The following is a 23,128-nucleotide window of genomic DNA, read 5'->3' on the forward strand; positions in this document are numbered from 1 at the left end:
GGGGCTATCTCTATGAGTCAACAGTCTGACAAAACGCGGCCGCTGGCGCGTGGAACCCAGGACGATATTGCGCAACTGGAACGCGCTTTTTCGCTACAGAACTGGCGCTATATCGATATCGATCGCCAGGAAAGGCTGGCCGGGATCCTGGACCGCTGGCCGCTGCTGGCCGAGCTGGCCGATCCTACGCCGTCCGGAGAGCAGTAATGGCGGTGATTGCGCTGCAGAGCGTCAGAGGCGGCGCCGGGGCGACATCGTTGACCGCTGCTTTTGCCTGGGCGCTCAATCAGCTGGGCGAACAGGTCATTACCGTCGATTTGTCGGCCGATAATCTGCTGCGGATGCACTTTAATATGCCGGTGGGGCAGTCGCGCGGCTGGCTGCGGGCGGCTATTGACGGGCAGCCGTGGCAGCAGAGCGCGCTGCGCTACGCGCCGGGGCTGGATTTTGTGCCTGCGGGGCGGCTTAACGACGATGAACGCATGGATTTTATTCGCCATCCGGAAAAATACGCCCACCCCTGGCTGGCGCAAATCGACGCGTTAAGAAAGCTCTACCCCTGGATCCTGCTTGACGTGCCCTCTGGCGATACGCCCTGGACGCGAGCCATGGTGGCGCTGGCCGACCATATCCTTAGCGTGGTGACGCCGGACGCTAACTGTCATATTCGTTTGTTTCAGCAAACTTTCCCCACCAACACGCTGTTTCTGCTCAATCAGTTTTCTCCGGTCAGCAAGGCGCAGCAGGATCTGCATCAGCTTTGGGTCAACAGCCTGAACAACTTTATTCCTTTAACCCTGCATCGTGATGAAGCGGTGGCGGAAGCGCTGATGAGCAAGCAGCCGCTGGGCGAATACCGGCCGCACAGCCTTGCAGCGGAAGGCATGATGACCTTCGCCAGCTGGGCGCTGATTAATCTGCAGGCGCGCGCATGAGGCCGCTGCACTGGCTGTTGATGCCCGCCGCAACGGCGGCGCTGCACGAACGCTATGCGGGCTATCGCCAACACGGCGCGTCGGCGGCAACCGCCGCGCTCCAGTGCTTCTGGGTCACGCTCGGCTGGGCCTTCCTCCGCTTTGAAACGCCAGCCTGGCAGCGGGTTCAGGCGCAGCGTCGCCGCCTTTATCCGCATATTTCGCCGGAAAGGCCGCATCCTGCGGATATTTTACGCTATCTGCTGCAAACGCTGTGGCTGCTGCTGGTGGTTCCTTTTAACGGCGTCTCGCTCAGCGAGCGTGCAGGCCGCTATACCCTGAGAACGCCGCGCCAGCGCTTCTATAACTGGCTGGACAAGCTGCCGGAAAAAGCGGCCGCGCGCGACATGGAAAAGCGGGTTGAACGCCAGCTGCGTCGCGTGCCGCCAACGCTGCGTAAAGCGCTGTTCGGCGTGGCGATTGCGATCGCTACGGCGCTGGCGCTGCTTTGCATCTCGCAGCCGTTCGATCTCTTTACGCAGTTTATCTTTGTCGCGTTGCTGTGGGGCGTGGCGATGGTGGTACGGCGCATCCCTGGCCGCCTGTCGACCATGATGCTGATCGTGCTGTCGCTGACGATTTCCTGCCGCTATCTGTGGTGGCGCTACACCTCGACGCTGAACTGGGACGATCCGCTGAGCCTGACTTTCGGCGTGCTGCTGATCGCGGCGGAAACCTATGCCTGGGTGGTGCTGATCCTCGGCTATTTTCAGACCCTGTGGCCGCTTAATCGTCCGCCGGTGTCCATGCCGGAAGATATCAGCAGCTGGCCGACGGTGGATCTGCTGGTGCCGACCTATAACGAGCCGCTGAGCGTGGTGAAGCCCACGCTGTACGCCGCGCTGGGTATCGACTGGCCTAAAGACAAGCTCAATATTTACGTGCTGGATGACGGCAATCGCGAGGAGTTCCGCGCCTTTGCGGAGAAAATCGGCGTGCACTACGTGGCGCGTCCAACGCATGAACATGCCAAAGCGGGCAATATCAACCACGCACTGCGTACCCATTGCCGCAGCGAGTTCGTGTCGATTTTTGATTGCGACCACGTGCCAACGCGCTCGTTCCTGCAAATGACGCTGGGCTGGTTTGTGAAAGACCCCAAACTGGCGATGCTGCAAACACCGCACCACTTTTTCTCGCCCGATCCTTTTGAACGCAATCTGGGCCGCTTCCGCCGGACGCCGAACGAAGGCACGCTGTTCTACGGGCTGGTGCAGGACGGCAACGACGTGTGGGACGCCGCGTTTTTCTGCGGTTCCTGCGCGGTGATCCGACGTACCGCGCTGGATGAAATCGGCGGCATCGCGGTGGATACCGTGACCGAGGATGCGCATACCTCGCTGCGCCTGCACCGCAAAGGCTACACCTCCGCCTATATTCGTATTCCGCAGGCGGCCGGGCTGGCGACAGAAAGCCTGTCTGCCCATATCGGGCAGCGCATCCGCTGGGCGCGCGGCATGGTGCAGATTTTCCGGCTGGATAATCCGCTGACGGGCAAAGGGCTGAAGCTGGTGCAGCGGCTCTGCTACGCCAACGCCATGCTGCACTTCCTTTCCGGCATTCCCCGGCTGATCTTCCTGCTCGCGCCGCTGGCTTTTCTGCTTTTTCACGCCTACATCATTTTTGCCCCCGCGCTGGCTATCGCCATTTTCGTGCTGCCGCATATGCTGCACACCAGCCTGACCAACTCGCGTATTCAGGGCCGCTGGCGACACTCGTTCTGGAGCGAGGTCTACGAAACGGTGCTGGCCTGGTATATCGCGCGGCCGACCACGGTGGCGCTGTTCAATCCGCATAAGGGCAAATTCAACGTGACGGCCAAGGGCGGCCTGGTGGAAGAGCAGCATCTCGACTGGGTGATCACCCGACCCTATATGCTGCTGGTGCTGATTAACGTCGCCGGTCTGATAGCTGCCGGCTGGCGGCTGAACTATGGCCCGCCCACGGAAATCCTGACGGTGCTCGTCAGCGTGGTCTGGGTGATTTACAACATGATTATCCTGGGCGGCGCGGTGGCGGTTTCCGTCGAGGCGCGCCAGCTGCGTGAAGCGCACAGGGTAGAGATCGCCATGCCGGCGGCGCTGGCTCGTGAAGATGGCCATATGCTGCCGTGCACGCTGCGCGACTACTCCGACGGCGGCGTCGGCCTGGAGCTGCGCGAGGAAAACCAGCTGAAGGAACATGAAAAGGTCTGGCTGCTGCTGCGGCGAGGCCAGCAGGAATTCAGTTTTCCCTGTGTGGTGCAGCGTACCTTTGGCCGCCGTGCCGGGATCCGCCTGCATGAGCTGACTACCGGACAGCACGTGGAATTTATCCAGTGCACCTTCGCCCGCGCCGATACCTGGGCGCTGTGGCAGGACAGTTTTCCTGAAGACAAACCGATGCAGAGCTTCGCTGACATTATGGTGCTGGGCTTTAAAGGCTATCTGCGCCTGGCGGAGTACGGCCCGCAGCCGCTGCGCGGGCTGTTTGCCGGGCTGACGCGTCTGACCAGCTGGCTGGCTTCCTTTTTCCCGAGGGGCCCAGGGCGACCCGATCCCACGATCCACTGACGCAAAGTTGATGATGAAACGATGACGAGAAAACTACGCTGGTTCACTGCTGTTCTGATGGGCGTTATGCCGCTGACCTGGGCGGCGCCCGACTCTGCGCCGCTGCCGATGACCGCTACGGACGCGCCTGCCGCGGCCGATCCTGCCGCGCCGGTCGCTGTCGATCCCGCCGCGCCGGTACGCGACGTGACGCGCACTTTTGCCCAGATCGCGCCGCCGCCGGGCGTTTTCACGCTGACCGGCACCCGAACCCAGGGGCAGATTGAATTCGGCGTGCGCAGCGACGAGCTGGTGACCAAAGCGCTGCTGACGCTCAGCTATCGCCCTTCGCCTGCGCTGCTGCCTGTGGTTTCGCATCTTAAGGTCTATCTGAACGATGAAATGGTCGGACTGGTGCCGATCGCGCAGGATCAGGCAGGCAAAACCAGCCAGATCCAGCTGCCGCTGGATCCGCGTTTTATCAGCGACTTTAACCGCGTCCGGCTGGAGCTGGTCGGCCACTACGCCAATATGTGCGAAAACCCCGCTAACAGCGCCGTCTGGCTGGATATCGGCAAGGAAAGCTCGCTGGCGCTGACACTGCAAAAGCTGCCGCTGCAGGACGATCTTTCGCATTTCCCGGAGCCGTTTTTTGATTCGCGCGATAACCGTCCGCTGATCCTGCCAATGGTCTTTGCCGGCGCGCCGGGCCTGGGGCAGCAAAAAGCCGCCGCCGTGCTGGCTTCCTGGTTCGGCACCAAAGCGGACTGGCGCGGGCAGTCGTTTCCGGTGCTCTATAACCAGCTGCCGGAGCAGCAGCACGCGGTGGTGTTTGCCACCAACGACCAGCGGCCGGACTTTTTAAAAACGCTGCCGCCGGTGGATAAGCCGACCATCGCCATCGTCAATCAGCCGCAAAACCCCTGGGAGAAAATGCTGCTGGTGATGGGACGCGACGATAACGATCTGCTGAAGGCGGTGCAGGGGATTGCGCAGGGCGAGGTGCTGCTGCGCGGGCAAAGCGCAACGGTGGACGAGGTGAAAGAGCTGATGCCCCGCAAGCCGTATGACGCGCCGAACTGGGTGCGCACCGACAGGCCGACCACCTTTGGCGAGCTGCAACAGTATGCCAACCAGCTACAAAGCGACGGCCTACAGCCGAACCCCATTGCGCTGACGCTGAAACTGCCGCCGGATCTCTTCCTGGTGCGCGCGCGCGGCATCGATATGAATATCACCTATCGCTACACCACGCCGATGCAGGAAGACGGCTCCCGGCTGGCGGTTAACCTTAACAACCAGTTCGTGCAGGATTATCCGCTGTCGGGCAAGCACGACAACGGCAGACAGCTGCTGCGCATCCCGCTGGTGCAGGGTCTGACCGACAGCAGCACCCAGTTGACCATTCCGGCGCTGCGCCTGGGCGTGGTAAACCAGCTGCGCTTCGACTTCGATTACGCCAGCCTCTTTTACGGCGGCACCTATAACAGCGCCACGAAAGAGAGCCGCTGCGCCACCGTTACCCCGGTGTCCAATCACGTGGTGATTGATGATAACTCCACTATCGATTTCTCCGGCTACCGCCACTATATACAGATGCCGTCGCTGCGTGCCTTCGCCAACGCGGGTTTCCCTTTCAGCCGCAATGCCGACCTGGCGCAAACGCTGGTGCTGGTTAACGCGCGGCCAGAGGCGGACAAGGTCAGCGCGCTGCTGAACGCGCTGGGCAATATTTCTGCGCAGACCGGCTATCCGGCGCTGAAAGTGAAAATGACCGACGACTGGAGCAAGGCGCAAGAGCAGGATGACGATCTGCTGATGATTGGCGAAATCCCGCAGACGTTGAAGGATGACAGCAAAATCAACCTGCTGGTGGATGTGGCGAAAAGCTGGGTCAACAAGCCTAATCGCCAGAACGACTTTTCCACGCGGCCTCTGTCGACTGACGACATGTACGCGGAAAGCCAGACCACCATCAGCTCCAGCGGGCCGATGGCGGCGATCGTCAGCTTTAAATCGCCTTTCCACGACCAGCGAAGCGTGGTGGCGCTGCTGGCGGACAGTCCTCGCGCCTGGCAGCTGCTGAACGGCGCGCTGATCGACAGCGATAAACGCGCGGCGATTTTCGGTTCGGCTTCGGTGATCCGGGAATCCGGCGTGAACAGCCTGCGCGTGGGCGACATCTGGTATGTCGGCCATCTGCCGTGGTGGGAGCGCGTCTGGAACGCGCTGGCCACGCACCCGATTATGCTGGCCGCGTTTGCCGCCGTGGTGGTGATCCTGTTCGCGCTGCTGCTGTGGCGTTTAATGCGCAGCATCAGCCGCCGTCGCTTAGGCGATGAGGACGATCTGTAATGAACCCGCACTGGCTGGCACCCGCGCTGCTGCTGCCGCTGAGCGGCATGGCGGCCGAGACGGCGCAAGTTTCGCCCGTTGACTGGCTGCTACAGCAGGTGCGCGTCGGCGAAGCGACCAACAAGTTCGATCTGGTCAGCCAGTCGCTTTATCGGCTGGAAAAGATTGCGCCGGACAATCCGCAGGTGCTGGCGGCGCAGATCCGTCAGGATTTGCGCTCGGGCCAGCAGGATCGGGCGCGGGAAAGGCTGACGCGACTGAAAACAATCGCCCCCGACGCGGTAGCCACTCGCCAGGCCGAAGCGAGCCTGTTGCTGGTTGCCGAAGAAGGACGGCAGCAGCTGCAGCAGGCCAGACTGCTGGCGGCTTCCGGCCATCTTCCCGAGGCGCGAGCGGCCTGGGACAAGCTGTTCCACGGCGTGTTTCCTTCCAGCGATCTCGCGCTGGAATACTGGCGGCTGGTGGCTCGCCTGCCCGAGCAGCAGCCGCTGGCCTTAACGCAGCTGGAGGCGCTGGATCGGGACGCGCCGGGCAACGTCAATGTCAAAATGGCGATTGCGCAGATGCAGCTTGGCGACAACCGCGCGGCCGCGATTAAGCAGCTACAGGAGGTCGCCAACGAACCGGCGGGAAGGACGCAGGCCGCCGAGCTGTGGCTGAACGATATCAGGTCGCAGCCGGTTACCTCGCAGACCGTGGCGCAGCTGCAAACCTATCTGCGCACCTTCAACAGCGATAAACCGCAGGCGGACGGCCAGCTTGAGCTGGCGCGGCAGGAGCAAATGCTGGCGGATCCCGCCTATCAACAGCGGCTGCGCGGACTGGCCCTGATCGATAAAGGCGAGAGCACGGCGGCGATCCCGGCGCTGCGGGCGGCGCTACAGGCCAGCCCCAACGATCCCGATCTGCTGGGCGCGATGGGTCAGGCGCTGTCGCGCGCTAACAAACGTGAAGAAGCGGACGGCTATTTTCAGCGCGCCGTGGCGGCAGATGCGCAGGGCACGGACATCGGTAAGTGGCAAAGCCTGCTGCAATCCAACCGCTACTGGCTGGCGATTGCCGCAGGCGACAAAGCGCTGGCGGCAGGCGACGTTCGCGGCGCGACGCGGAGCTATCAGCAGGCGCAAGCTCTGGACAACACCGACGGCTACGCGCTGATTGGCCTGGGCGATGTGGCGGTGGCGCAGAAAAATGCCGACGCCGCCGAGGCGCTTTTCCGCCGCGCGCGCCAGCTTGATCCGGACAACGCCACGGCGACGCAGCGGCTGGTCACGCTCTATCAACAGCAGTCGCCGGAAAAGGCGCTGGCCTTTATCAACGGCCTGCCTGCGGCGCAGAAGCGCTCGCTTGGCGCGACGCTCGCCAGCCTGCGCAGCAGCACGCTGAGTGCGGAAGGCGATAAACAGGCGGCGGCCGGGCGCTGGGCAGAGGCGGCGGAACAGTATCGCCAGGCGCAGCAGGGCGCACCGGATGATATCTGGCTGAACTATCGGCTGGCGGGCGCGCTGCGTCAGGCGGGCCAGCCTCAGGCGGCGGATCGGCAGATGGCGGCAATGGCGCAGCGCCAGCCCGGCGTGCCGACGCAGGCCTATGCTTACGCGCTCTATCTTTCCGGCAGCGATCGCGCAGAGGAGGCGATGCGGCAGCTTCAGGCTTTGCCCGCCGCAAAATGGGACGCGAACATTAAGGCGCTGAACGATCGGCTGGAAACGGACAGGGTTATTGCCCGCGCCGAAGAGCTGCGCGCCAACGGCCAGGAAAGCCAGGCCGTTGCCCTGCTGGGCCAGCTGCCGCCTTCCAGCCGCATTGCGCTGACCGAGGCGGACTGGGCGCTGGCGCGCGGCGATGCGCAGCAGGCGCTGACGCGCTATCGCGACGTTGGCGAGAAAGAGCCGCAGAATAACGACGCGCGGCTGGGCGAAATCGAAGCGCTGGTGGCGTTAGGGGATCTGCCCGCCGCCAAACAGCAGTTGCAGGCTTTACCGTCGGCCGTAGCGGAAGCCAGCGTCAATACCGGACGGCGGGTGGCGAACGCGGCGCAAAGCGTCGGCGATACCGCCCGCGCCGCCACGCTGTATGGCCTGCTCAAGCCAAAGGCGGCGCAGGAGATGCCTTCGCAAAGCAGCGCGCTGGTGTTTCGCGATGCGGCAAGGCTGGAAGCGGCGCAGAACGATCCTGCCGCCGCGCAGTATGATTATCGTCAGGCGATGGTCGCCAGCGGCATCGCTACGACGGCGCCGCAAAGCACCGAAGACTATACGCGGCTGACGCGCAATAACGAGCAGGATGACTGGCTGAAGCGCGGCATCCGCAGCGAAGCGGCCGATCTGGCGCGCCAGCAGGACACCACGCTGACGCTGGCGGAGGATTACGCCAGAAATAAAGGCACCGGCGGTGTTTCCGATTTCACCGCGCACACTACTATGGCGCAGGCGGAAACGCCGTTCGGCCAGGGCAAAGGCTGGCTGCGGCTGGATAACGTGGATATTTCAGCGGGCACCTTCTCGCCCAACAGCCTCGGCAATATTGATGAAAATTTCGGCACCTGCGCCAATGCTGACGCAACCTGCAACCGGGATTTCCGCCAGCATCAGAACGGCACCAGCGTTGGCGTCGGCTACAACAGCGACAAATGGTCGGCGGATATCGGCACCACGCCGCTGGGCTTTGAGGTAACCAACTGGGTTGGCGGCTTCACCTGGAACACCAGCCTGAGCGATCTTGGCGTGTCGCTCACCGCCTCCCGCCGTCCCATTTCCAGCTCGCTGCTGGCCTACGCGGGCGCGCGCGATCCCAATACCGCCAGCGGCAAAACCTGGGGCGGCGTGGTCGCCACCGGCGGCGCGGTGGGCCTGAGCTACGACAAAGGCGGCGCGCACGGCGTCTGGGCCGATATCAGCGCCCATCAGATCACCGGTGAAAACGTCAAGGACAACGCCCGTGAACGACTGATGGTCGGCTACTACTATAAGCTGCTCAACGAAGACAACCGACGGGCAACTATTGGCCTGAACGGCATGTTATGGCACTACACCCGCGACTTAAGCGACTATTCGCTCGGCCAGGGCGGCTACTACAGCCCGCAAACCTATAACTCGCTGTCGGTGCCGCTCAATTACCGTCAGCGCACGGAAAACTGGTCGTTCGACGTGGGCGGTTCGGTTTCCTGGTCCCACTCCCGCACCCACGCGCAGTCGCGCTATCCGTTAAGTTTCGGCGCGCTGACCAGCGATAATCCGCAGGGCACCAGCAGCAGTAGCAGCGGCTTTGGCTATACGCTGCAGGCGGCGGTAGAGCGTCGGTTAAGCGCGCACTGGACGCTGGGCCTGGGAATGGATATTCAGCAGGCGGAGGACTATACGCCCAGCCACGGCATGATTTATCTGCGCTATTCCATGGCGGGTTGGGAAGGCGATCTCGATATGCCGTCGCAGCCGCTGACGCCTTATGCGGACTTTAAATAGCGATCTGTGTTGTCCGAGCGCCGATTTCCTGTCGGAAAACACCTAATCGACCCCTGGCTGCAAGGGATAACTTAACAAGCGCCTGTCATAGGATATACTCAGGGCTGTTTTTGCCGCCCGCTTTGGCGGCAGTCAGCTTTGCGGAGAACAGGCTTGCGCGTTAGTCGTTCGTTAACGATAAAACAGATGGCGACGGTATCCGGCGTCGCGGTGGTCACCATCCTGATTTTTATCGTCATTCAACTTTTCCATTTTGTGCAGCAGCGCAGGATTGACTATGCCCAGCAGATGGAAAACGTCGCGCATACCGTGCGCCAGCCGCTGTCGCAGTCGGTGCTGAAGGCGGATATCGGCCAGGCTGAACGTATTCTTAATTCCCTTAAGCCCGCCGGTATTCTGGCGCGCGCCGAAGTCGTGTTGCCCAACGGGCTACAGACGCTGCACACCGATTTTGAACCGACGAAGCCGGTGCCGAAGCTTATCGCCACTATTTTTGAACTGCCGGTGCAAATCACGGTGCCGCTCTATTCGGTGGGGCCTTCCAACCCCAAGCCGCTGGCGCTGCTGGTGTTGCAGGCGGACTCCTGGCGCGTTTATCAGTTTATCCTCAGCGCGCTCTCCACCATGGTGACGACCTACCTGCTGCTGGCGCTGATCCTGTCGGTCGCTATCAGCTGGTGCATTAATAAACTGATCGTCAGGCCGCTGCGCAGGATCGCCGCCGAGCTGCACGATCTGCCGCCGCAGGAGGCGATCGGCCATCAGCTGGCGCTGCCCGCCCGCCATCGCGACGACGAGCTGGGCATGCTGATCCGCAGTTATAACCACAATCAGCAAGTTATCGAGACGGTGCACGATGAGATGCGTCGTTTGACTACGCGCGTTGCGCTGACCAATCTGCCCAATCAGACGCTGTTCCTGGCGCTGCTTGAGCAGCACATCAACGCAATAGCGGATAAAGACGGCTTCACGCTGATGGTGCTGCGCATCGAGACGCTACAGGAAGCGAACGGCGTGGTGGCGGACGAGCAGCGCGACGCGCTGACGCTGACGCTGCTGGATAAAATTCGCAACTGCATCGACGGGCAGACGCTGACCGGCCAGCTGTCGGACAGCGATTTTGTGCTGCTGATGAAACGCGCTACGCCTGTCCGCGCCATGCGCATGGCCCGGCTGCTGCTGCTGCGCCTGACCCAGCCTGTTATGCTGCATGAGATGCAGATCCGGCCCAGCCTCAGCATCGGTATGGCGACGCGGGAAGACGCTCATCTGAGCGCGACGGAGCTGCTGAGCCGGGCGGCGTCGGCCATGATGTCGGCTCGCCTTGAAGGGAAAAATCAGATCCTCTTTTTCGATGCCACCATGACCGAACGGGCGCATAAGCGGCTGACGCAGGAGCACGATATTTTGCAGGGGCTGAGCGACGGGCAGTTCGCGCTGTTCCTGCAGCCGCAGATTGATATGCGCAGCGGCCAGCCGGTCGGCGCAGAGGTGCTGCTGCGTATGCGTCAGCCGGACGGCAGCTGGAGCCTGCCGGAAGACCTGATCGTCAGCGCGGAAGAATCCGGCGTGATCCACGCGCTGGGCCGCTGGGTATTTGAAGAGGCTTGTCGCGTGCTGGCTGGCTGGCAAAAACGCGGTATCACGCTGCCGCTCAGCGTGAATATTTCCGCCGTGCAGCTGCGCGAACCGGACAGGGTGGCGCATCTGCAAACGCTGATCCAACAGTATCAGATTGCGCCAGGCAGCCTGATGCTGGAGCTTACCGAAACGGCACAGGTCGGTGAACCAGCGTTGGCGCTGCGGCTGCTGAACGATTTGCAGCAGGCGGGCGTCGCTGTCGCGCTGGACGATTTTGGCATGGGCTACGCCAATTTAAACTGGCTGAGCCAGTTTAAGTCGCTGCCGGTCAGCAAGCTGAAGATGGATCGCAGCTTCGTCAGCCCGCTGCCGGAAGAGAACGCCATGGTGCGTATCGTGGCGGCTATCGCAGAGATCATGCAGCTGGAAGTGATTGCCGAAGGCGTGGAAACCGTTGAGCAGCGCGACTGGCTGCTGGCGCGCGGCATTCATATCGGGCAGGGCTATCTCTACGCTGGCGCGTTACCCATCGCGGAGTTCGAGCGCCTCTATTTTTAAGGGCGGGCTTTTGTGACTGAAAGAAACAACCGGCACGCCTTTGATCCCGGCCTGGCGGAAGCAAAAGTCGATGGTTGAAATATTGCACGCCAGGCGTAAAATGTAGTTACGTTTCTACATCATCCGCCGATGGGAGGCAATATGTCTGTCACCACAATGTCCAGCCGGGCGTTCAATCAGGCCGTTTCGGCCGCCAGACGGGCCGCAGAAGCCGGGCCGGTTTACATTACGGATCGCGGTAAGCCTGCCCACGTACTGCTGACTTTTGAAGACTATAAAAGATTGACCGGCTCAAGCCGTAATATTCAGGATGCGCTTGCCATGCCTGAGGCGGCGGAGATGGACTTCGAGCCAGAACGTGAAAATATCGTATTCAGGGACGTGGATTTCTCATGAGATATTTGCTTGATACCAATGTGGTTTCTGAGCTTCGTAAGGCACGGACGCCAAAAATAGATCCTGCGGTGGCGTGTTGGACTGACACTGTCGATGCAGGAGATATGTTTATCTCGGCTATTACCGTGATGGAAATTGAAAAGGGCATTCTTAATCTTGCCCGTAAAGATCCTCGCCAGGAAAAGATATTGCGCGGCTGGTTTACACGCCTGGTGATGCCGGAATTTAAAGATCGTATTTTGCCTTTTGACACGGCAGCCGCCGTTTATTGCGCGGGGCTACATATACCCGACCGACGTCCTGCCAATGATGCCATGATTGCCGCTATCGCTTACTGCCACAATATGACGCTCGTCACCCGTAACGTTAAAGACTTTGCCGGGCTGGGCGTGATGCTGCTTAACCCCTGGTGCTGGCAAAAATAGTCACTCAGGTTTTAACAAAGCCCTCACGTACTTTTATGCCGGTATTCACTGCTGAATGATCTCGGCATAGGCTGAGTCAGTTTAAATCGTTACCGATCGCGGAGTTCGAGCGCCTCTATTTTTAAGGGCCGCAGGTTGCTCAATCTGTTGCGGGACTAGCTGAGCCTGACGCCCGCAGCGCGGGTGATTGCTGTCAGCGTGGTCAGGGTCGGGTTTCCGGTTGCCGACAGCGTTTTGTAAAGCTGCTGGCGAGAAAGCCCTGATCTTTTCGCGATCTCGCTAATCCCTCCGCGAGCTTCTACCACGCGGCGTAACGCCGTTAAAAAGGCAGCGATACCGCCATCCTCATAAATATTTCCCAGCGCAATTTGCAGGTAGGTTTCGGCGTAAGTCGGATCGGCTTTCAGCTCTGCAATCGTTGCGGCATCATGATCGACCGTAGGCGGAAAGTTTTTAGCTGTTTTATGAATGGTTGTCACAATCTTTCCTCGCATTGTAATCGTGTAAATAAGAAATGGCTTTAGCGATATCAGCAGGTTGGCTGTTTTTATCGCCACCGTAAAAAAGAAGAATGACGGTTTTTCCTTCTATAGCGTAATAAACACGATAACCCGGCCCGTGGTTAATGCGCATTTCCCAAACCCCATCGCGCACGAATTTATGGTCACCAAAATTCCCGGCAGCGGCGCGATCGATCTGATTATCGATCCTGGCGGCCGCTTCCCGCTGTTTTTTACGTAGCGTCGTCATCCATGTTGCAAAAGGAACATTGCCTTTCCTGTCCTGATAACGACTAATCTTGTATGCCATCTCCCGGCATCCTCCACGCTTTCCCTTGTGTGTTAATTGTCTTTTATATAAGACAGGTGAGCAAGGTGTTTAATAAAATTTCTTGCCCTGAATGGCGTATCCGTAGGGTTCACTATCTTCGTTGCAGCAGCGTTAAGGAACGACTGAATGGATACATTATTATTACATGCACAGTGTTTTTTTGAGAAAACCGCCTGGCTGAAACCCCATTTCACCGCAGCTGAAGTGATTCAGCTCTTAAAATCACGCCTCCGTTCGCGCAATGTTTATCAGATTATATCAATCCAGTTAACGCAGTGTTATTTTTGGCCTGTTGTCAAAATAACCATAGCCACGTCACCCGCCATCCAGGCCGTTAACGGATATTTTATGAAAACTTCCCTGTTTAAAAGCCTTTATTTTCAAGTGCTAACCGCCATCGCCGTCGGCGTACTGCTGGGGCATTTTTATCCGGAGCTGGGCGCGCAGATGAAGCCGCTGGGCGACGCTTTCGTTAAGCTGATCAAGATGATTATCGCGCCGGTGATTTTCTGTACCGTGGTGACAGGGATCGCCGGGATGGAAAGCATGAAAGCCGTCGGCCGTACGGGTGCGGTCGCGCTGCTTTATTTTGAAGTGGTCAGCACCATCGCGCTGATTATCGGCCTGATCGTGGTGAACGTGCTGCAACCGGGCGCAGGGATGAACGTCGATCCCGCCACGCTGGATGCCAAAGCCGTCGCCGTTTATGCGCAGCAGGCGGAACAGCAGGGCATCGTGGCCTTTTTACTGGATATTATCCCCGGCAGCGTTATCGGCGCTTTCGCCAGCGGCAATATTCTGCAGGTGCTGCTGTTCGCCATTCTGTTTGGTTTTGCGCTGCACCGCATGGGCGACAAAGGCACGCTGGTCTTTAACTTTATCGACAGCTTCTCGAAGGTTATTTTTGGCATTATCAATATGATTATGCGCCTTGCGCCGATCGGTGCCTTCGGGGCAATGGCCTTTACTATCGGTAAATATGGCGTGGGATCGCTGGTGCAGCTCGGCCAGCTGATTATCTGTTTCTATATTACCTGCGTGCTGTTTGTGGTGATCGTGCTGGGCCTGATCGCACGGGTGACCGGCTTCAACATCTTTAAGTTTATCGCCTATATCAAAGAAGAACTGCTGATCGTGCTGGGTACCTCCTCTTCCGAATCTGCGCTGCCGCGGATGCTGGATAAGATGGAAAAGCTGGGCTGCAAAAAATCGGTGGTGGGCCTGGTGATCCCAACGGGCTACTCCTTTAACCTGGACGGCACCTCAATTTACCTGACGATGGCCGCCGTGTTTATCGCTCAGGCGACCAACGCGCATATGGATATTGTCCACCAAATCACGCTGCTGGTGGTGCTGCTGCTCTCTTCAAAAGGCGCGGCTGGCGTGACGGGCAGCGGCTTTATCGTGCTGGCCGCCACGCTTTCCGCCGTCGGTCATCTGCCGGTCGCGGGCCTGGCGCTGATTCTGGGCATCGACCGCTTTATGTCTGAAGCGCGCGCGCTGACCAACCTTATCGGCAACGGCGTGGCAACGGTGGTGGTCGCGAAGTGGGTTGACCAGCTGGATGAAAAACAGCTGAAAGCGACGCTTAACGCACCGAAAAAGTCGAAAAAACTGTCGGAAACCCGCCTGTAAGCAGTTAATAACATAAATATCCCGCCGAAATGCCCGACGTGACTTGCCCTCACGTCGGGCATTTGCATAATAACCCCCATTGTTTGACTATTTTTCACTTTGCGGTGGGACATCCCCGCCGTCGCGTGGTCTAAGAAGCTATTCGTCGGCTTCCCTGAGTTATCCTTTCCACCGATAGCCGTAGGCCACCAGCGATTTTATTGGTTTGTGATTGAGTAGGGGTTCACATGCAGGGCACCACAATTCGTCTTTTAGTGGGTGGGATAGCGCTGGCCTTCGCCAGCAGTTCGGTGCAGGCTGAAACTCTTCAACCCGATCCCGCCTGGCAGCAGGGAAAACTGGAGAACGGTTTTCGTTGGCAGGTGCTGACCACGCCGCAGCGTCCCAGCGACCGCGTGGAAGTCCGCCTGATGGTTGATGCCGGGTCGCTGGTGGAAAGCACCCAGCAGGCAGGCTACAGTCATCTGCTGCCGCGCCTGGCGCTGGTGCATAACGCCAGGCTGGACACCGCGCAGCAGCGCTCGCTGTGGCAGCAAAGCATGAATCCGGATCGCCCTCAGCCGCCTGCAGTGACCTCGTATGACTTCACGCTTTATTCGCTTAGCCTGCCTAACAACCGCCCTGAAGTGCTGAAAGAAGCGATGAACTGGCTGGCGGCTACGGTCAGCGATATGACGGTCAACGAGCAGACCGTTAATACCGCGCTGAACGCCGACGATCCTATCGCTACCTGGCCTGCCGACCCGCAGGATCCCTGGTGGCGCTACCGGCTGAAAGGCTCCGCGCTGTTAGGCCACGATCCCGCTTCGCCGGTCAGCACGCCGGTGGATATGGCAAAGCTGAACGCTTTCTACAAACAATGGTATACGCCGGACGCCATGACGCTGTTCGTGGTCGGCAACGTGGAAAGCCGTGGCCTGGTGGAACAGATTAACCGCACTTTTGCGCCGCTACAGGGCAAACGTGAGACGCCCGCGCCGGTGCCGACGCTCTCTTCCCTGCCGCAGGAGCCTGTCAATCTGGTCAACGCTAAACTGAACCAGGATCGCCTGTCGCTGGTGTGGGATAACCCATGGCAGCCGATCCGCGATTCGCAAAATCTGCAGCGCTACTGGCAGAGCGATCTGGCGCGCGAGGCGCTTTTCTGGCACGTACAGCGCGTACTGAGCGACAATAAAGCGCAGAAAGTGCAGGTCGGCTTTGACTGTCGGGTACTTTATCAGCGCGCTCAGTGCGGGATTAATCTGGACGCGGACAACAACACGCTGGCCCCTAATCTGAACCTGATCGCGCATGAGATGGCGAATATTCGCGATAACGGTCTGCCGCAGGAAGAGTTCGACGCGCTGATGGCGCAGAAAACCGTCGAGCTGAACAAGCTGTTTGCGACCTACGCGCGCACCAATACGGACGTGCTGATGAGCCAGCGCCTGCGCTCGCAGCAGAATGCGGTGGTGGATATCGCCCCTGAGCAGTACCAGAAGCTGCGGCAGAAGTTCCTGTCAGAGCTGACGCTGCAGATGATGAACCAGGAGCTGCGCCAACAGCTTTCGCAGCCGCTGACCATGCTGCTGATGCAGCCGCAGGGCGAGGCGGAAACCAACGTGCAGGCGCTTTACGACGGCTGGCAGAAAATTATGCAGCCTGCGCCTGCCGCTGAAGCCGCTCCGTCAGCGGTGGACGAGACCCGGCCTGAAGTGTCGGATATCCCCGCCACGCAGAATTAATCGACCCGGGGCGCCGTTCTTTTTTCGTCCTGCGGCTCAGCTCAATCGGCCGCAGGCGATTTCAGTCAGGCTGCGGCCAGATTAGAACTCGTCGCAGGCGCTTTCATCCAGGCTGCGGCCAGATTAGCACTCGTCGCAGGCGCTTTCAGTCAGGCTGCATAAGCCTGATTGGCAATCCCGGCGCAGTCGCTTAATTAAGGCTGCGTAGCGTAGACCAGATTCGCTCTTATCCGCGGTCGCGCGCTACCACTTGCGCGCGCGCAGCCACTCATTCACCAGCATCGGCCAGCTGGCAAGCGGCAGATCCGCCACGTTGCGGATGCCGAAGCCGTGACCGCCTTTCTCATAGAAATGCAGTTCGCTGGGCACGCCGTGCTCACGCAGCGCGCTGAACATCACCATACTGTTATTAATCGGCACCGATTCGTCATTAACGGCATGGATCAGCAGCGTTTGCGGCGTTTGCGCCGTTACGCGGGTTTCCAGAGAGTAGGCTTCGATTTCGCGCTGGGTCGGGCAGTCGCCCAGCAATTGCTGCCGTGAACCGGCGTGCGCCAGTCCTTCACGCATACTGATCACCGGATAGAGCAGCACCAGCGCATCGGGCCTGGCGGCCAGTGAATCGGCGATATCCTGCACAGGATAAAGCTTTTCGTCAAAGCGCGTGCCGACGCTGGCCGCGACATAGCCTCCGGCTGAAAAACCCATCATCACTATCCGTTTGCCGTTCAGGCCGCGCGCTGCGCGATGGCGCAAGACGCGCACGGCGCGCTGGGCGTCTGCTAACGGCGCTTCGGCCGCTTCATGGTGGCCGTCCTGCGGAAAACGGTAGGTCATCACCGCCAGCGTATAGCCCATAGAGGTAAAGAACATCGCCAGCGCGCTGCCCTCTCTGTCGATCATAATGCGCTCGAAACCACCGCCTGGCGCAACCAGCAGCGTTACGCCGTTGGAGGTTTCGGGATACCAGAACGCCAGCTCCGGGCAACGCACGCCCGAAGCAGCACGATCGAAAGGCTCATATTCTTTAGCCATATCCACAATCTGTGGGCTAACGCGTGAATCGCTGGCGCCTGGCGCATCGCCGTGGGGCCAGATAGTGATAATGTCGGCTTTCATAAACGCTCCCGCTCCGCCTTATTGGTCATACAGGCGAAGCTAAAAATTCAAATACCTTATGGTAATAAATTCAGCATCACCGATTTTGGGCTAAGCCGTCCACTATTCAGCGCTTAATTTCATCTATTTCAGAATTTATCCAGGAAGTTTAGCAGGTATTCTGGTCGCGATAAGACAGCAGAAATAAGTAGTATTAAATGCTGGAAGTTTGTTTTTTATTGAGAGGAAATAATTACCGTTAAGTTTTTAAAAGCTACCTGGCATCGCTTTCTGGATAATCCACTTTTTATTTGGCTTAGGTAAGATGGAAAATTTAGGGTAAATATCATTAAATTTGCCCGTTAGGCGCAAACAGCTGCTGTGTAATCTGTTGATTTGGTGCTTACTGCCTGTTACCTGTTACCTGTTACCTGTTACCTGTTACCTGTTACCTGTTACCTGTTACCTGTTACCTGTTACCTGTTACCTGTTACCTGTTACCTGTTACCTGTTACCTGTTACCCGTTTGCTTCTTTGCTGCCTGTTGCCTCAGCGCGTTAAAGGGAGCTACAGCACCCGATCCCTAGAGGTTAATTTCGTTCTTATGCAGGCGTGAATATAACGCTAAAGTTTAGCGAGCGAAATTGAAATAATAGGGTGTAGCTTTTTCCCCGGCGGATGCTGGCTGTGATCGGTTAAAGCTCACGTTTTACTATAATATAGCCGTTAAACTTCACGGAGCATTCGTCGTCATCGATCAGAAGTGACGCTAAAGTGATGTTGTGTTTATTGTTATGATTAATATAATCATACTGGACAATAATATTCTGAGCATTGCTCTGCAGAAAAATTTCCTTGTATTTTTCAATCGGGGTAAAGTGCTCGCTTGCTGAATTATAGCTTTTTCTGGCCAGAAGCTCTGTCAGCTCAGGCGTCATTTTATTGGCACTGACGAGGGTCAGTTTAGTTTGCTGCAAAAGAATATCGCTCTCCTTGATACCTGAATCTTCAATCAGGGCATCGGTCATACTGATCCCAATGCTCCTGTTTATATCAAGGCAGGCTGGCGCCCGCAAACCCATGTGTACAGATAAATAACGCTGTTAGAGACTATTTCTCATTGTACGATTAGCTCCTGATCCCTGCTGTCCGCAATTTTTTGCCGATTATAAGTGAGACAATACAGCCTGTGGATGCAGTTCCTTTGCCATTATCACCCTGAATAAGAAACCCATCCCTGTTACACATGCTGTTCCCCGGCAAGGGGGTGAGGCGTAAAACATATTTTCCTGCAGAACGATGTACGGCTTCAGGACGTTCAATGTGATATCTGCCGTGTGGCAGCGGGCCTTTATACTTAAGGCATTCAAGCGCGATATCGTTCCTGCATCCGGCCTGTTAAATCCGCCGCGCCGCGTTTTGCGGCGCGAGGGAACAGGCGTCAGGCAGGTACATCAGGCATGGCGGAGAGCGGGATAATCGCGCCGCGATGCTGGATCACCGTGCTGGCCGTCAAATGGCCTCTTCTTGCTGCCTCTGCCGCGTCGCCGCCGTTCAGGCGTACCGCCAGATAGCCGGCGCTAAACGAGTCACCGGCTGCGGTGGTGTCCACAATACGGCTGGCGGGAAGCGCCTGCGCAGGCACTTCCACAATCGGTTCGCCGGCTACGGAAACCAGACAAGCTTCTGCCCCGCGCTTGATAACGACCTCTGACACCCCGGCTTCATGCGTTCTGGCAATGACGCCTTCCACGCCGGTTTCGCCCCACAGCAAATGCTCGTCGTCCAGCGTCAGGAAGGCGATGTCGGTCACGGCCAGCATTGACCGGTAAGCGGCCTGCGCCTCTGCAACGGAAGCCCACAGCCGGGGACGATAATTGTTGTCGAAAATAACCTTGCCGCCGTTGCTGCGGCAGCGCGCCAGCAGCGTTATCAGCTTTTCGCGACCCGCTGGCGTCAGGATGGCCAGGCTGATGCCGCTCAGATAGAGATAGTCGAACTGCGCCAGCTGCTGACAAATTTCCTCGGCGCGCGGGCCTTCCAGCCAGAAGCGCGCGGCCGCATCATTGCGCCAGTAATAGAAAGTCCGCTCGCCGTGGGCGTCGGTTTCTATCACGTAAAGGCCGGGCAGTTTGTTCTCCATGCGCTGGACAAGCCCGGTCTGCACTTTTTCCTGTTGCCAGGCCGCCAGCATATCGCTACTGAACGTATCCGTGCCCAGCGCGGTGACGTAATGGACGGCCAGCTGGCTGGTCTGACGGGCAAGATAGACCGCCGTATTCAGCGTATCGCCGCCAAAACCGCGGCTCAGGCCCTGTTCTTTTTGGGACAGCTCAATCATACATTCGCCGATAACGGCGATATTTTTCCTGGTCATGATATTCCGCTCGCTACGTTTTTTTGCCCCAGTTTCGCCGTGCTGACCGCCGCAGTCAATATTTTAAAACGCTGTTTTATTTTTTTAGCGCAGGCCTCACGAGCCCCTTTAGCCGCAAAGAACGCGATAAAGTTATCCAGGCGAATGCCGATACTGATTGCAGAAGCCCCACCCATTACGGCCTCAAAAATAACAAGGATCTTAATATGGTGCTGAAGAACATCAGACACCGGCTTCCTCCCTCAACTGTCGTGAAACAGCAGCAGCAGGAGCGTCTTTACTGGCGAGAATGCCAGCGCACCTACACGTTTCAGCCGATCTACCGGGTAACCGGCAGCCTGATGGCAATTGAGCTGCTCACTGCGGTGTTTCATCCTTCCGCGCCGGGCCAGAGAGTATCGCCGGAGTCCTATTTTGCCGCGCTTGACGCTACGGAGCGGATGCTGATTGTTCGCGAGCAGCTGGAACTGCTGGAGAAGTGGAAAACAAAATTTATCGAAGGCGGCATGGTGGCCTCGGTCAATATTGATGGCCCGACGCTACAGGCCGTCCAGCACAATCCGCTGGTTCGCCAGCTTATCGCGCGCTGTCCGTGGGTGCGTTTTGAACTGGTGGAACATCAGGTGCTGCCGCAGGAAGCGCTGGTCGCACAGATCCCGGAGCTGGGGCCGCTGTGGCTGGACGATTTCGGCTCGGGCATGGCGAATTTTTCTGCGCTATCGGAGCTGAAATATGACTATATCAAGCTGGCACGTGAGCTGTTTATCCTGCTGAGAAAATCGGAAGAGGGCCGCAGCCTGTTCAATATGCTGCTGGCGCTGATCAACCGCTACTGCAAAGGCGTGATTGTAGAAGGCGTCGAGACGCTGGAGGAGTGGCATCAGGTAAAGAACTCGTTCGCCTGCGCGGCGCAGGGCTATTATTTCGCGCACCCTATGCCATTTGATCGGCTGGAAACGCTGCCGCTAAAGCTGGCGTAATACCGTTTTCTCTCTGCTCGTCTATCTTTACAGGAGACGAAGCGAACAAGGAGATAAACAGTGTCGCGCACAGGAAAAGTAATTAGCTGGATTGTCGGGATTTTTTTGTTGCTGGTTGTGGTGGTAGTGGTAGTTATCGCGACATTTAACTGGAACCGCCTGAAGCCAACTATCAACCAGAAAGTCTCCACAGAGCTGAATCGTCCTTTCGCCATCCGCGGCGATCTGGGCGTTGCCTGGGAGCGTAATCGCGACGAGCCGGGCTGGCGCAGCTGGGTGCCGTGGCCGCACGTGCACGCGCAGGATATCCTGCTGGGCAACCCGCCTGCTATTGACGATATTACGATGGTGCATTTGCAGCGCGTGGACGCAACGCTCTCTCCGCTGGCGCTGCTGCATAAAGAAATCTTTATCCCGTGGATCAAGCTGGAGCAGCCCGATGCGCGTCTGATCCAGACGGCGAAGGGCAAAAATAACTGGACGTTTGACCTGGCCGCCAGCGACAGCGCCTCGTCCGATGCGCAGCCTTCCGCGTGGACTTTCCGCATGGACAACATCCTGTTCGATCAGGCAAAAATCGCTTACCGTGACGCCATCAACAAGGCGGACGTGCAGGTGACGGTTAATCCGTTGGGCAAGCCCGTTCCCTACGCCCAGATTGCAGGCGGCAAGGATGAAGCGGGTCAGAAGGGCGCATCAGACTTTGTTTTCGGCTGGAAAGCGGCCGGGACCTATAACGATGAGAAGCTAACCGGCGACGGTAAACTCGGCGGCATGCTCTCGCTGCGCAGCAAAACCAATCCGTTCCCCATTCAGGCCGATGTGCGTAACGGCACCACGCGCGTGCAGGTGGCGGGCAGCCTGCAGGATCCAATGAACCTGGGCGGGCTGAATATCCGCCTGCGCTTCTCCGGCGATACGCTGGCGAACCTGTATGGCCTGACCGGCGTGCTGCTGCCGGATACGCCTCCTTATGAAACCGACGGCCATCTGATTGCCCGTTTTCAACAGAAAGGCGGCCCGGTCTTTCATTACAACGATTTTAACGGCCATATCGGCGACAGCGATATTCACGGCTCGCTGACCTACAGCCAGGTGAAGCCGCGCCCTAAACTGGAAGGCTCGCTGGAATCACGCCAGCTGCGCATGGCCGATCTGGGGCCGCTGATCGGCGTTAAATCCGGTAAGGGCAGTGATAAAACCGAGCAGGCGAAGGCGAAAAGAGGCGAGGCACCTAATCAGCCTGCGGATCGGGTGCTGCCGCACGACAGATTCGATACCAAAAACTGGGACGTAATGGACGCCGACGTGAAGTTTAGCGGCAAGCGTATCGAACACAGCGATTCTCTGCCCATCAGCGATCTCTATACGCATCTGGTGCTGAAAAACGGCAATCTGCTGCTGGATCCGCTGCGTTTCGGCGTGGCGGGCGGCAGCCTTAATTCAACCATCCGCATGGAAGGCGACCGTTCGCCGATGCGGGCGCGCGCCGATCTTCACGCGCGTAATCTGAAGCTGAAGCAGCTGTTTTCCAGCGTAGAGTCGATGCAAAGCAGCATGGGACAGATCAACGGTGACGCCACGCTGAGCGGTACGGGCAACTCCGTTGCCGATATTCTGGCGACCAGCGACGGCAGCGTAAAACTGTTGATGAATGACGGCGTGATCAGCCGTGGCCTGATGGAAATCGTCGGTCTTAACGTAGGTAACTATGTGGTTGGCAAGCTGTTCGGCGATGACGAAGTGCGTATCAATTGCGCGGCGGCCGATCTGAACGTGGCGAACGGGGTGGCCTCGACCAAACTCTTTGTCTTCGATACGGAGAACGCGGTGATCAACATCACCGGCACCACGAACTTTGCTAACGAACGGCTGGATCTCTCGATTAATCCAGAGAGTAAAGGAATGCGTATCGTCACGCTGCGTTCACCGCTTTACGTCAAGGGCACCTTTAAAAATCCCGACGCAGGCGTAAAAGCCGGGCCGCTGATTGCCCGTGGCGCTGCGGCCGTGGCTTTGGGGGCGGTAGTGGCGCCTGCCGCCGCGCTGCTGGCGCTGATTTCGCCCAGCGATAACGAGCAGAACCAGTGCGTTAACGTCCTGCAGCAGATGAAAAAGAAATAAAAAAAGCCCGGCGATTGCGCCGGGCTTTTTTTTGCCAAACTGCCGAGGGCCGGTTCAGCATCACGAGCCGGA

General features: G+C 58.5%; 18 protein-coding genes and 1 pseudogene. 12 read left to right on the forward strand and 7 right to left on the reverse strand.

Annotated features, from left to right (window positions below):
• The first annotated feature begins 12 nt into the window (after positions 1 to 12).
• The 8 genes from bcsR (at position 13) to QZH36_RS15675 (ending at position 12,284) form a co-directional block, all read left to right on the forward strand.
• The gene (gene bcsR / locus QZH36_RS15640) at positions 13 to 207 is read left to right on the forward strand and encodes a cellulose biosynthesis protein BcsR (protein ID WP_301251500.1); all 195 of its coding nucleotides are present in this window, start codon (positions 13 to 15) and stop codon (positions 205 to 207) included.
• Positions 207 to 935, forward strand: a complete 729-nt coding sequence (gene bcsQ, locus QZH36_RS15645) for a cellulose biosynthesis protein BcsQ (protein WP_301730606.1) — start codon at positions 207 to 209, stop codon at positions 933 to 935. Before bcsR ends, bcsQ begins: the two co-directional genes overlap by 1 nt.
• Complete coding sequence (gene bcsA / locus QZH36_RS15650) at positions 932 to 3,526, forward strand: UDP-forming cellulose synthase catalytic subunit (RefSeq protein WP_301730607.1); 2,595 nt, start codon at positions 932 to 934, stop codon at positions 3,524 to 3,526. The genes bcsQ and bcsA overlap by 4 nt, the downstream gene beginning before the upstream one ends.
• A 21-nt stretch (positions 3,527 to 3,547) precedes the next feature.
• Entirely contained in the window at positions 3,548 to 5,860 is a 2,313-nt protein-coding gene (bcsB, locus tag QZH36_RS15655; protein WP_301730608.1) for a cellulose biosynthesis cyclic di-GMP-binding regulatory protein BcsB, read from the forward strand.
• The gene (bcsC, locus tag QZH36_RS15660; protein WP_301730609.1) at positions 5,860 to 9,324 is read left to right on the forward strand and encodes a cellulose synthase complex outer membrane protein BcsC; all 3,465 of its coding nucleotides are present in this window, start codon (positions 5,860 to 5,862) and stop codon (positions 9,322 to 9,324) included. Before bcsB ends, bcsC begins: the two co-directional genes overlap by 1 nt.
• Before the next feature lie 153 nt (positions 9,325 to 9,477).
• The gene (gene hmsP, locus QZH36_RS15665; protein ID WP_253456478.1) at positions 9,478 to 11,463 is read left to right on the forward strand and encodes a biofilm formation regulator HmsP; all 1,986 of its coding nucleotides are present in this window, start codon (positions 9,478 to 9,480) and stop codon (positions 11,461 to 11,463) included.
• A gap of 141 nt (positions 11,464 to 11,604) precedes the next feature.
• Positions 11,605 to 11,859 carry a type II toxin-antitoxin system prevent-host-death family antitoxin gene (locus tag QZH36_RS15670; protein ID WP_253456475.1) on the forward strand — a complete coding sequence of 85 codons (255 nt, stop codon included), beginning with the start codon at positions 11,605 to 11,607 and terminating at the stop codon, positions 11,857 to 11,859.
• Positions 11,856 to 12,284, forward strand: a complete 429-nt coding sequence (locus tag QZH36_RS15675; protein ID WP_301730610.1) for a type II toxin-antitoxin system VapC family toxin — start codon at positions 11,856 to 11,858, stop codon at positions 12,282 to 12,284. The genes QZH36_RS15670 and QZH36_RS15675 overlap by 4 nt, the downstream gene beginning before the upstream one ends.
• Before the next feature lie 155 nt (positions 12,285 to 12,439).
• On the opposite strand, the gene QZH36_RS15680 is transcribed toward QZH36_RS15675, so the two are convergent.
• Positions 12,440 to 12,754: an addiction module antidote protein gene (locus tag QZH36_RS15680; protein ID WP_445235132.1), complete on the reverse strand. Its 315-nt coding sequence runs from the start codon at positions 12,752 to 12,754 to the stop codon at positions 12,440 to 12,442.
• Positions 12,747 to 13,094 carry a type II toxin-antitoxin system RelE/ParE family toxin gene (locus tag QZH36_RS15685; protein ID WP_301251494.1) on the reverse strand — a complete coding sequence of 116 codons (348 nt, stop codon included), beginning with the start codon at positions 13,092 to 13,094 and terminating at the stop codon, positions 12,747 to 12,749. Before QZH36_RS15685 ends, QZH36_RS15680 begins: the two co-directional genes overlap by 8 nt.
• A 369-nt stretch (positions 13,095 to 13,463) precedes the next feature.
• On the opposite strand from QZH36_RS15685, the gene QZH36_RS15690 reads away from it, so the two are divergent.
• Positions 13,464 to 14,750, forward strand: coding sequence for a dicarboxylate/amino acid:cation symporter (locus QZH36_RS15690; protein ID WP_253456466.1), 1,287 nt, complete (start codon positions 13,464 to 13,466; stop codon positions 14,748 to 14,750).
• Positions 14,751 to 14,977: 227 nt separating this feature from the next.
• Positions 14,978 to 16,477, forward strand: a complete 1,500-nt coding sequence (locus QZH36_RS15695) for a M16 family metallopeptidase (protein ID WP_253456463.1) — start codon at positions 14,978 to 14,980, stop codon at positions 16,475 to 16,477.
• Between the two features lie 243 nt (positions 16,478 to 16,720).
• On the opposite strand, the gene QZH36_RS15700 is transcribed toward QZH36_RS15695, so the two are convergent.
• From QZH36_RS15700 to QZH36_RS15715, 5 genes and pseudogenes are all read right to left on the reverse strand, one after another.
• A complete protein-coding gene (locus tag QZH36_RS15700; RefSeq protein WP_253456460.1) occupies positions 16,721 to 17,596 on the reverse strand; it encodes an alpha/beta hydrolase in 876 nt (291 codons plus the stop codon).
• Between the two features lie 674 nt (positions 17,597 to 18,270).
• Positions 18,271 to 18,603: a hypothetical protein gene (locus QZH36_RS15705; protein WP_301730612.1), complete on the reverse strand. Its 333-nt coding sequence runs from the start codon at positions 18,601 to 18,603 to the stop codon at positions 18,271 to 18,273.
• Positions 18,604 to 18,703: 100 nt separating this feature from the next.
• Positions 18,704 to 18,955: pseudogene (locus QZH36_RS21420) on the reverse strand (tlde1 domain-containing protein); the annotation flags it as partial.
• A 61-nt stretch (positions 18,956 to 19,016) separates the two neighbouring features.
• Positions 19,017 to 19,952, reverse strand: a complete 936-nt coding sequence (kdgK, locus tag QZH36_RS15710) for a 2-dehydro-3-deoxygluconokinase (protein ID WP_301730613.1) — start codon at positions 19,950 to 19,952, stop codon at positions 19,017 to 19,019.
• A complete protein-coding gene (locus QZH36_RS15715; protein WP_301730614.1) occupies positions 19,949 to 20,182 on the reverse strand; it encodes a hypothetical protein in 234 nt (77 codons plus the stop codon). The genes kdgK and QZH36_RS15715 overlap by 4 nt, the downstream gene beginning before the upstream one ends.
• On the opposite strand from QZH36_RS15715, the gene pdeH reads away from it, so the two are divergent.
• Entirely contained in the window at positions 20,159 to 20,932 is a 774-nt protein-coding gene (gene pdeH / locus QZH36_RS15720) for a cyclic-guanylate-specific phosphodiesterase (protein WP_125289307.1), read from the forward strand. The genes QZH36_RS15715 and pdeH overlap by 24 nt on opposite strands.
• 60 nt (positions 20,933 to 20,992) lie before the next feature.
• Entirely contained in the window at positions 20,993 to 23,056 is a 2,064-nt protein-coding gene (locus QZH36_RS15725) for an AsmA family protein (protein WP_253456449.1), read from the forward strand.
• Positions 23,057 to 23,128 lie beyond the last annotated feature (72 nt).

The sequence above is a fragment of the Erwinia wuhanensis genome, assembly GCF_030484085.1.
GTDB lineage: Bacteria > Pseudomonadota > Gammaproteobacteria > Enterobacterales > Enterobacteriaceae > Erwinia > Erwinia aeris.

Coding starts and splice junctions, on each gene's coding strand:
- kdgK (WP_301730613.1), bottom strand. CDS start 19,952: ATGACCAGGAAAAATATCGCCGTTATCGGCGAATGTATGATTGAGCTG.
- QZH36_RS15670 (WP_253456475.1), top strand. CDS start 11,605: ATGTCTGTCACCACAATGTCCAGCCGGGCGTTCAATCAGGCCGTTTCG.
- bcsR (WP_301251500.1), top strand. CDS start 13: ATGAGTCAACAGTCTGACAAAACGCGGCCGCTGGCGCGTGGAACCCAG.
- QZH36_RS15705 (WP_301730612.1), bottom strand. CDS start 18,603: ATGACCGATGCCCTGATTGAAGATTCAGGTATCAAGGAGAGCGATATT.
- bcsB (WP_301730608.1), top strand. CDS start 3,548: ATGACGAGAAAACTACGCTGGTTCACTGCTGTTCTGATGGGCGTTATG.
- bcsQ (WP_301730606.1), top strand. CDS start 207: ATGGCGGTGATTGCGCTGCAGAGCGTCAGAGGCGGCGCCGGGGCGACA.
- QZH36_RS15685 (WP_301251494.1), bottom strand. CDS start 13,094: ATGGCATACAAGATTAGTCGTTATCAGGACAGGAAAGGCAATGTTCCT.
- QZH36_RS15700 (WP_253456460.1), bottom strand. CDS start 17,596: ATGAAAGCCGACATTATCACTATCTGGCCCCACGGCGATGCGCCAGGC.
- bcsC (WP_301730609.1), top strand. CDS start 5,860: ATGAACCCGCACTGGCTGGCACCCGCGCTGCTGCTGCCGCTGAGCGGC.
- QZH36_RS15675 (WP_301730610.1), top strand. CDS start 11,856: ATGAGATATTTGCTTGATACCAATGTGGTTTCTGAGCTTCGTAAGGCA.
- bcsA (WP_301730607.1), top strand. CDS start 932: ATGAGGCCGCTGCACTGGCTGTTGATGCCCGCCGCAACGGCGGCGCTG.
- pdeH (WP_125289307.1), top strand. CDS start 20,159: ATGGTGCTGAAGAACATCAGACACCGGCTTCCTCCCTCAACTGTCGTG.
- QZH36_RS15690 (WP_253456466.1), top strand. CDS start 13,464: ATGAAAACTTCCCTGTTTAAAAGCCTTTATTTTCAAGTGCTAACCGCC.
- QZH36_RS15695 (WP_253456463.1), top strand. CDS start 14,978: ATGCAGGGCACCACAATTCGTCTTTTAGTGGGTGGGATAGCGCTGGCC.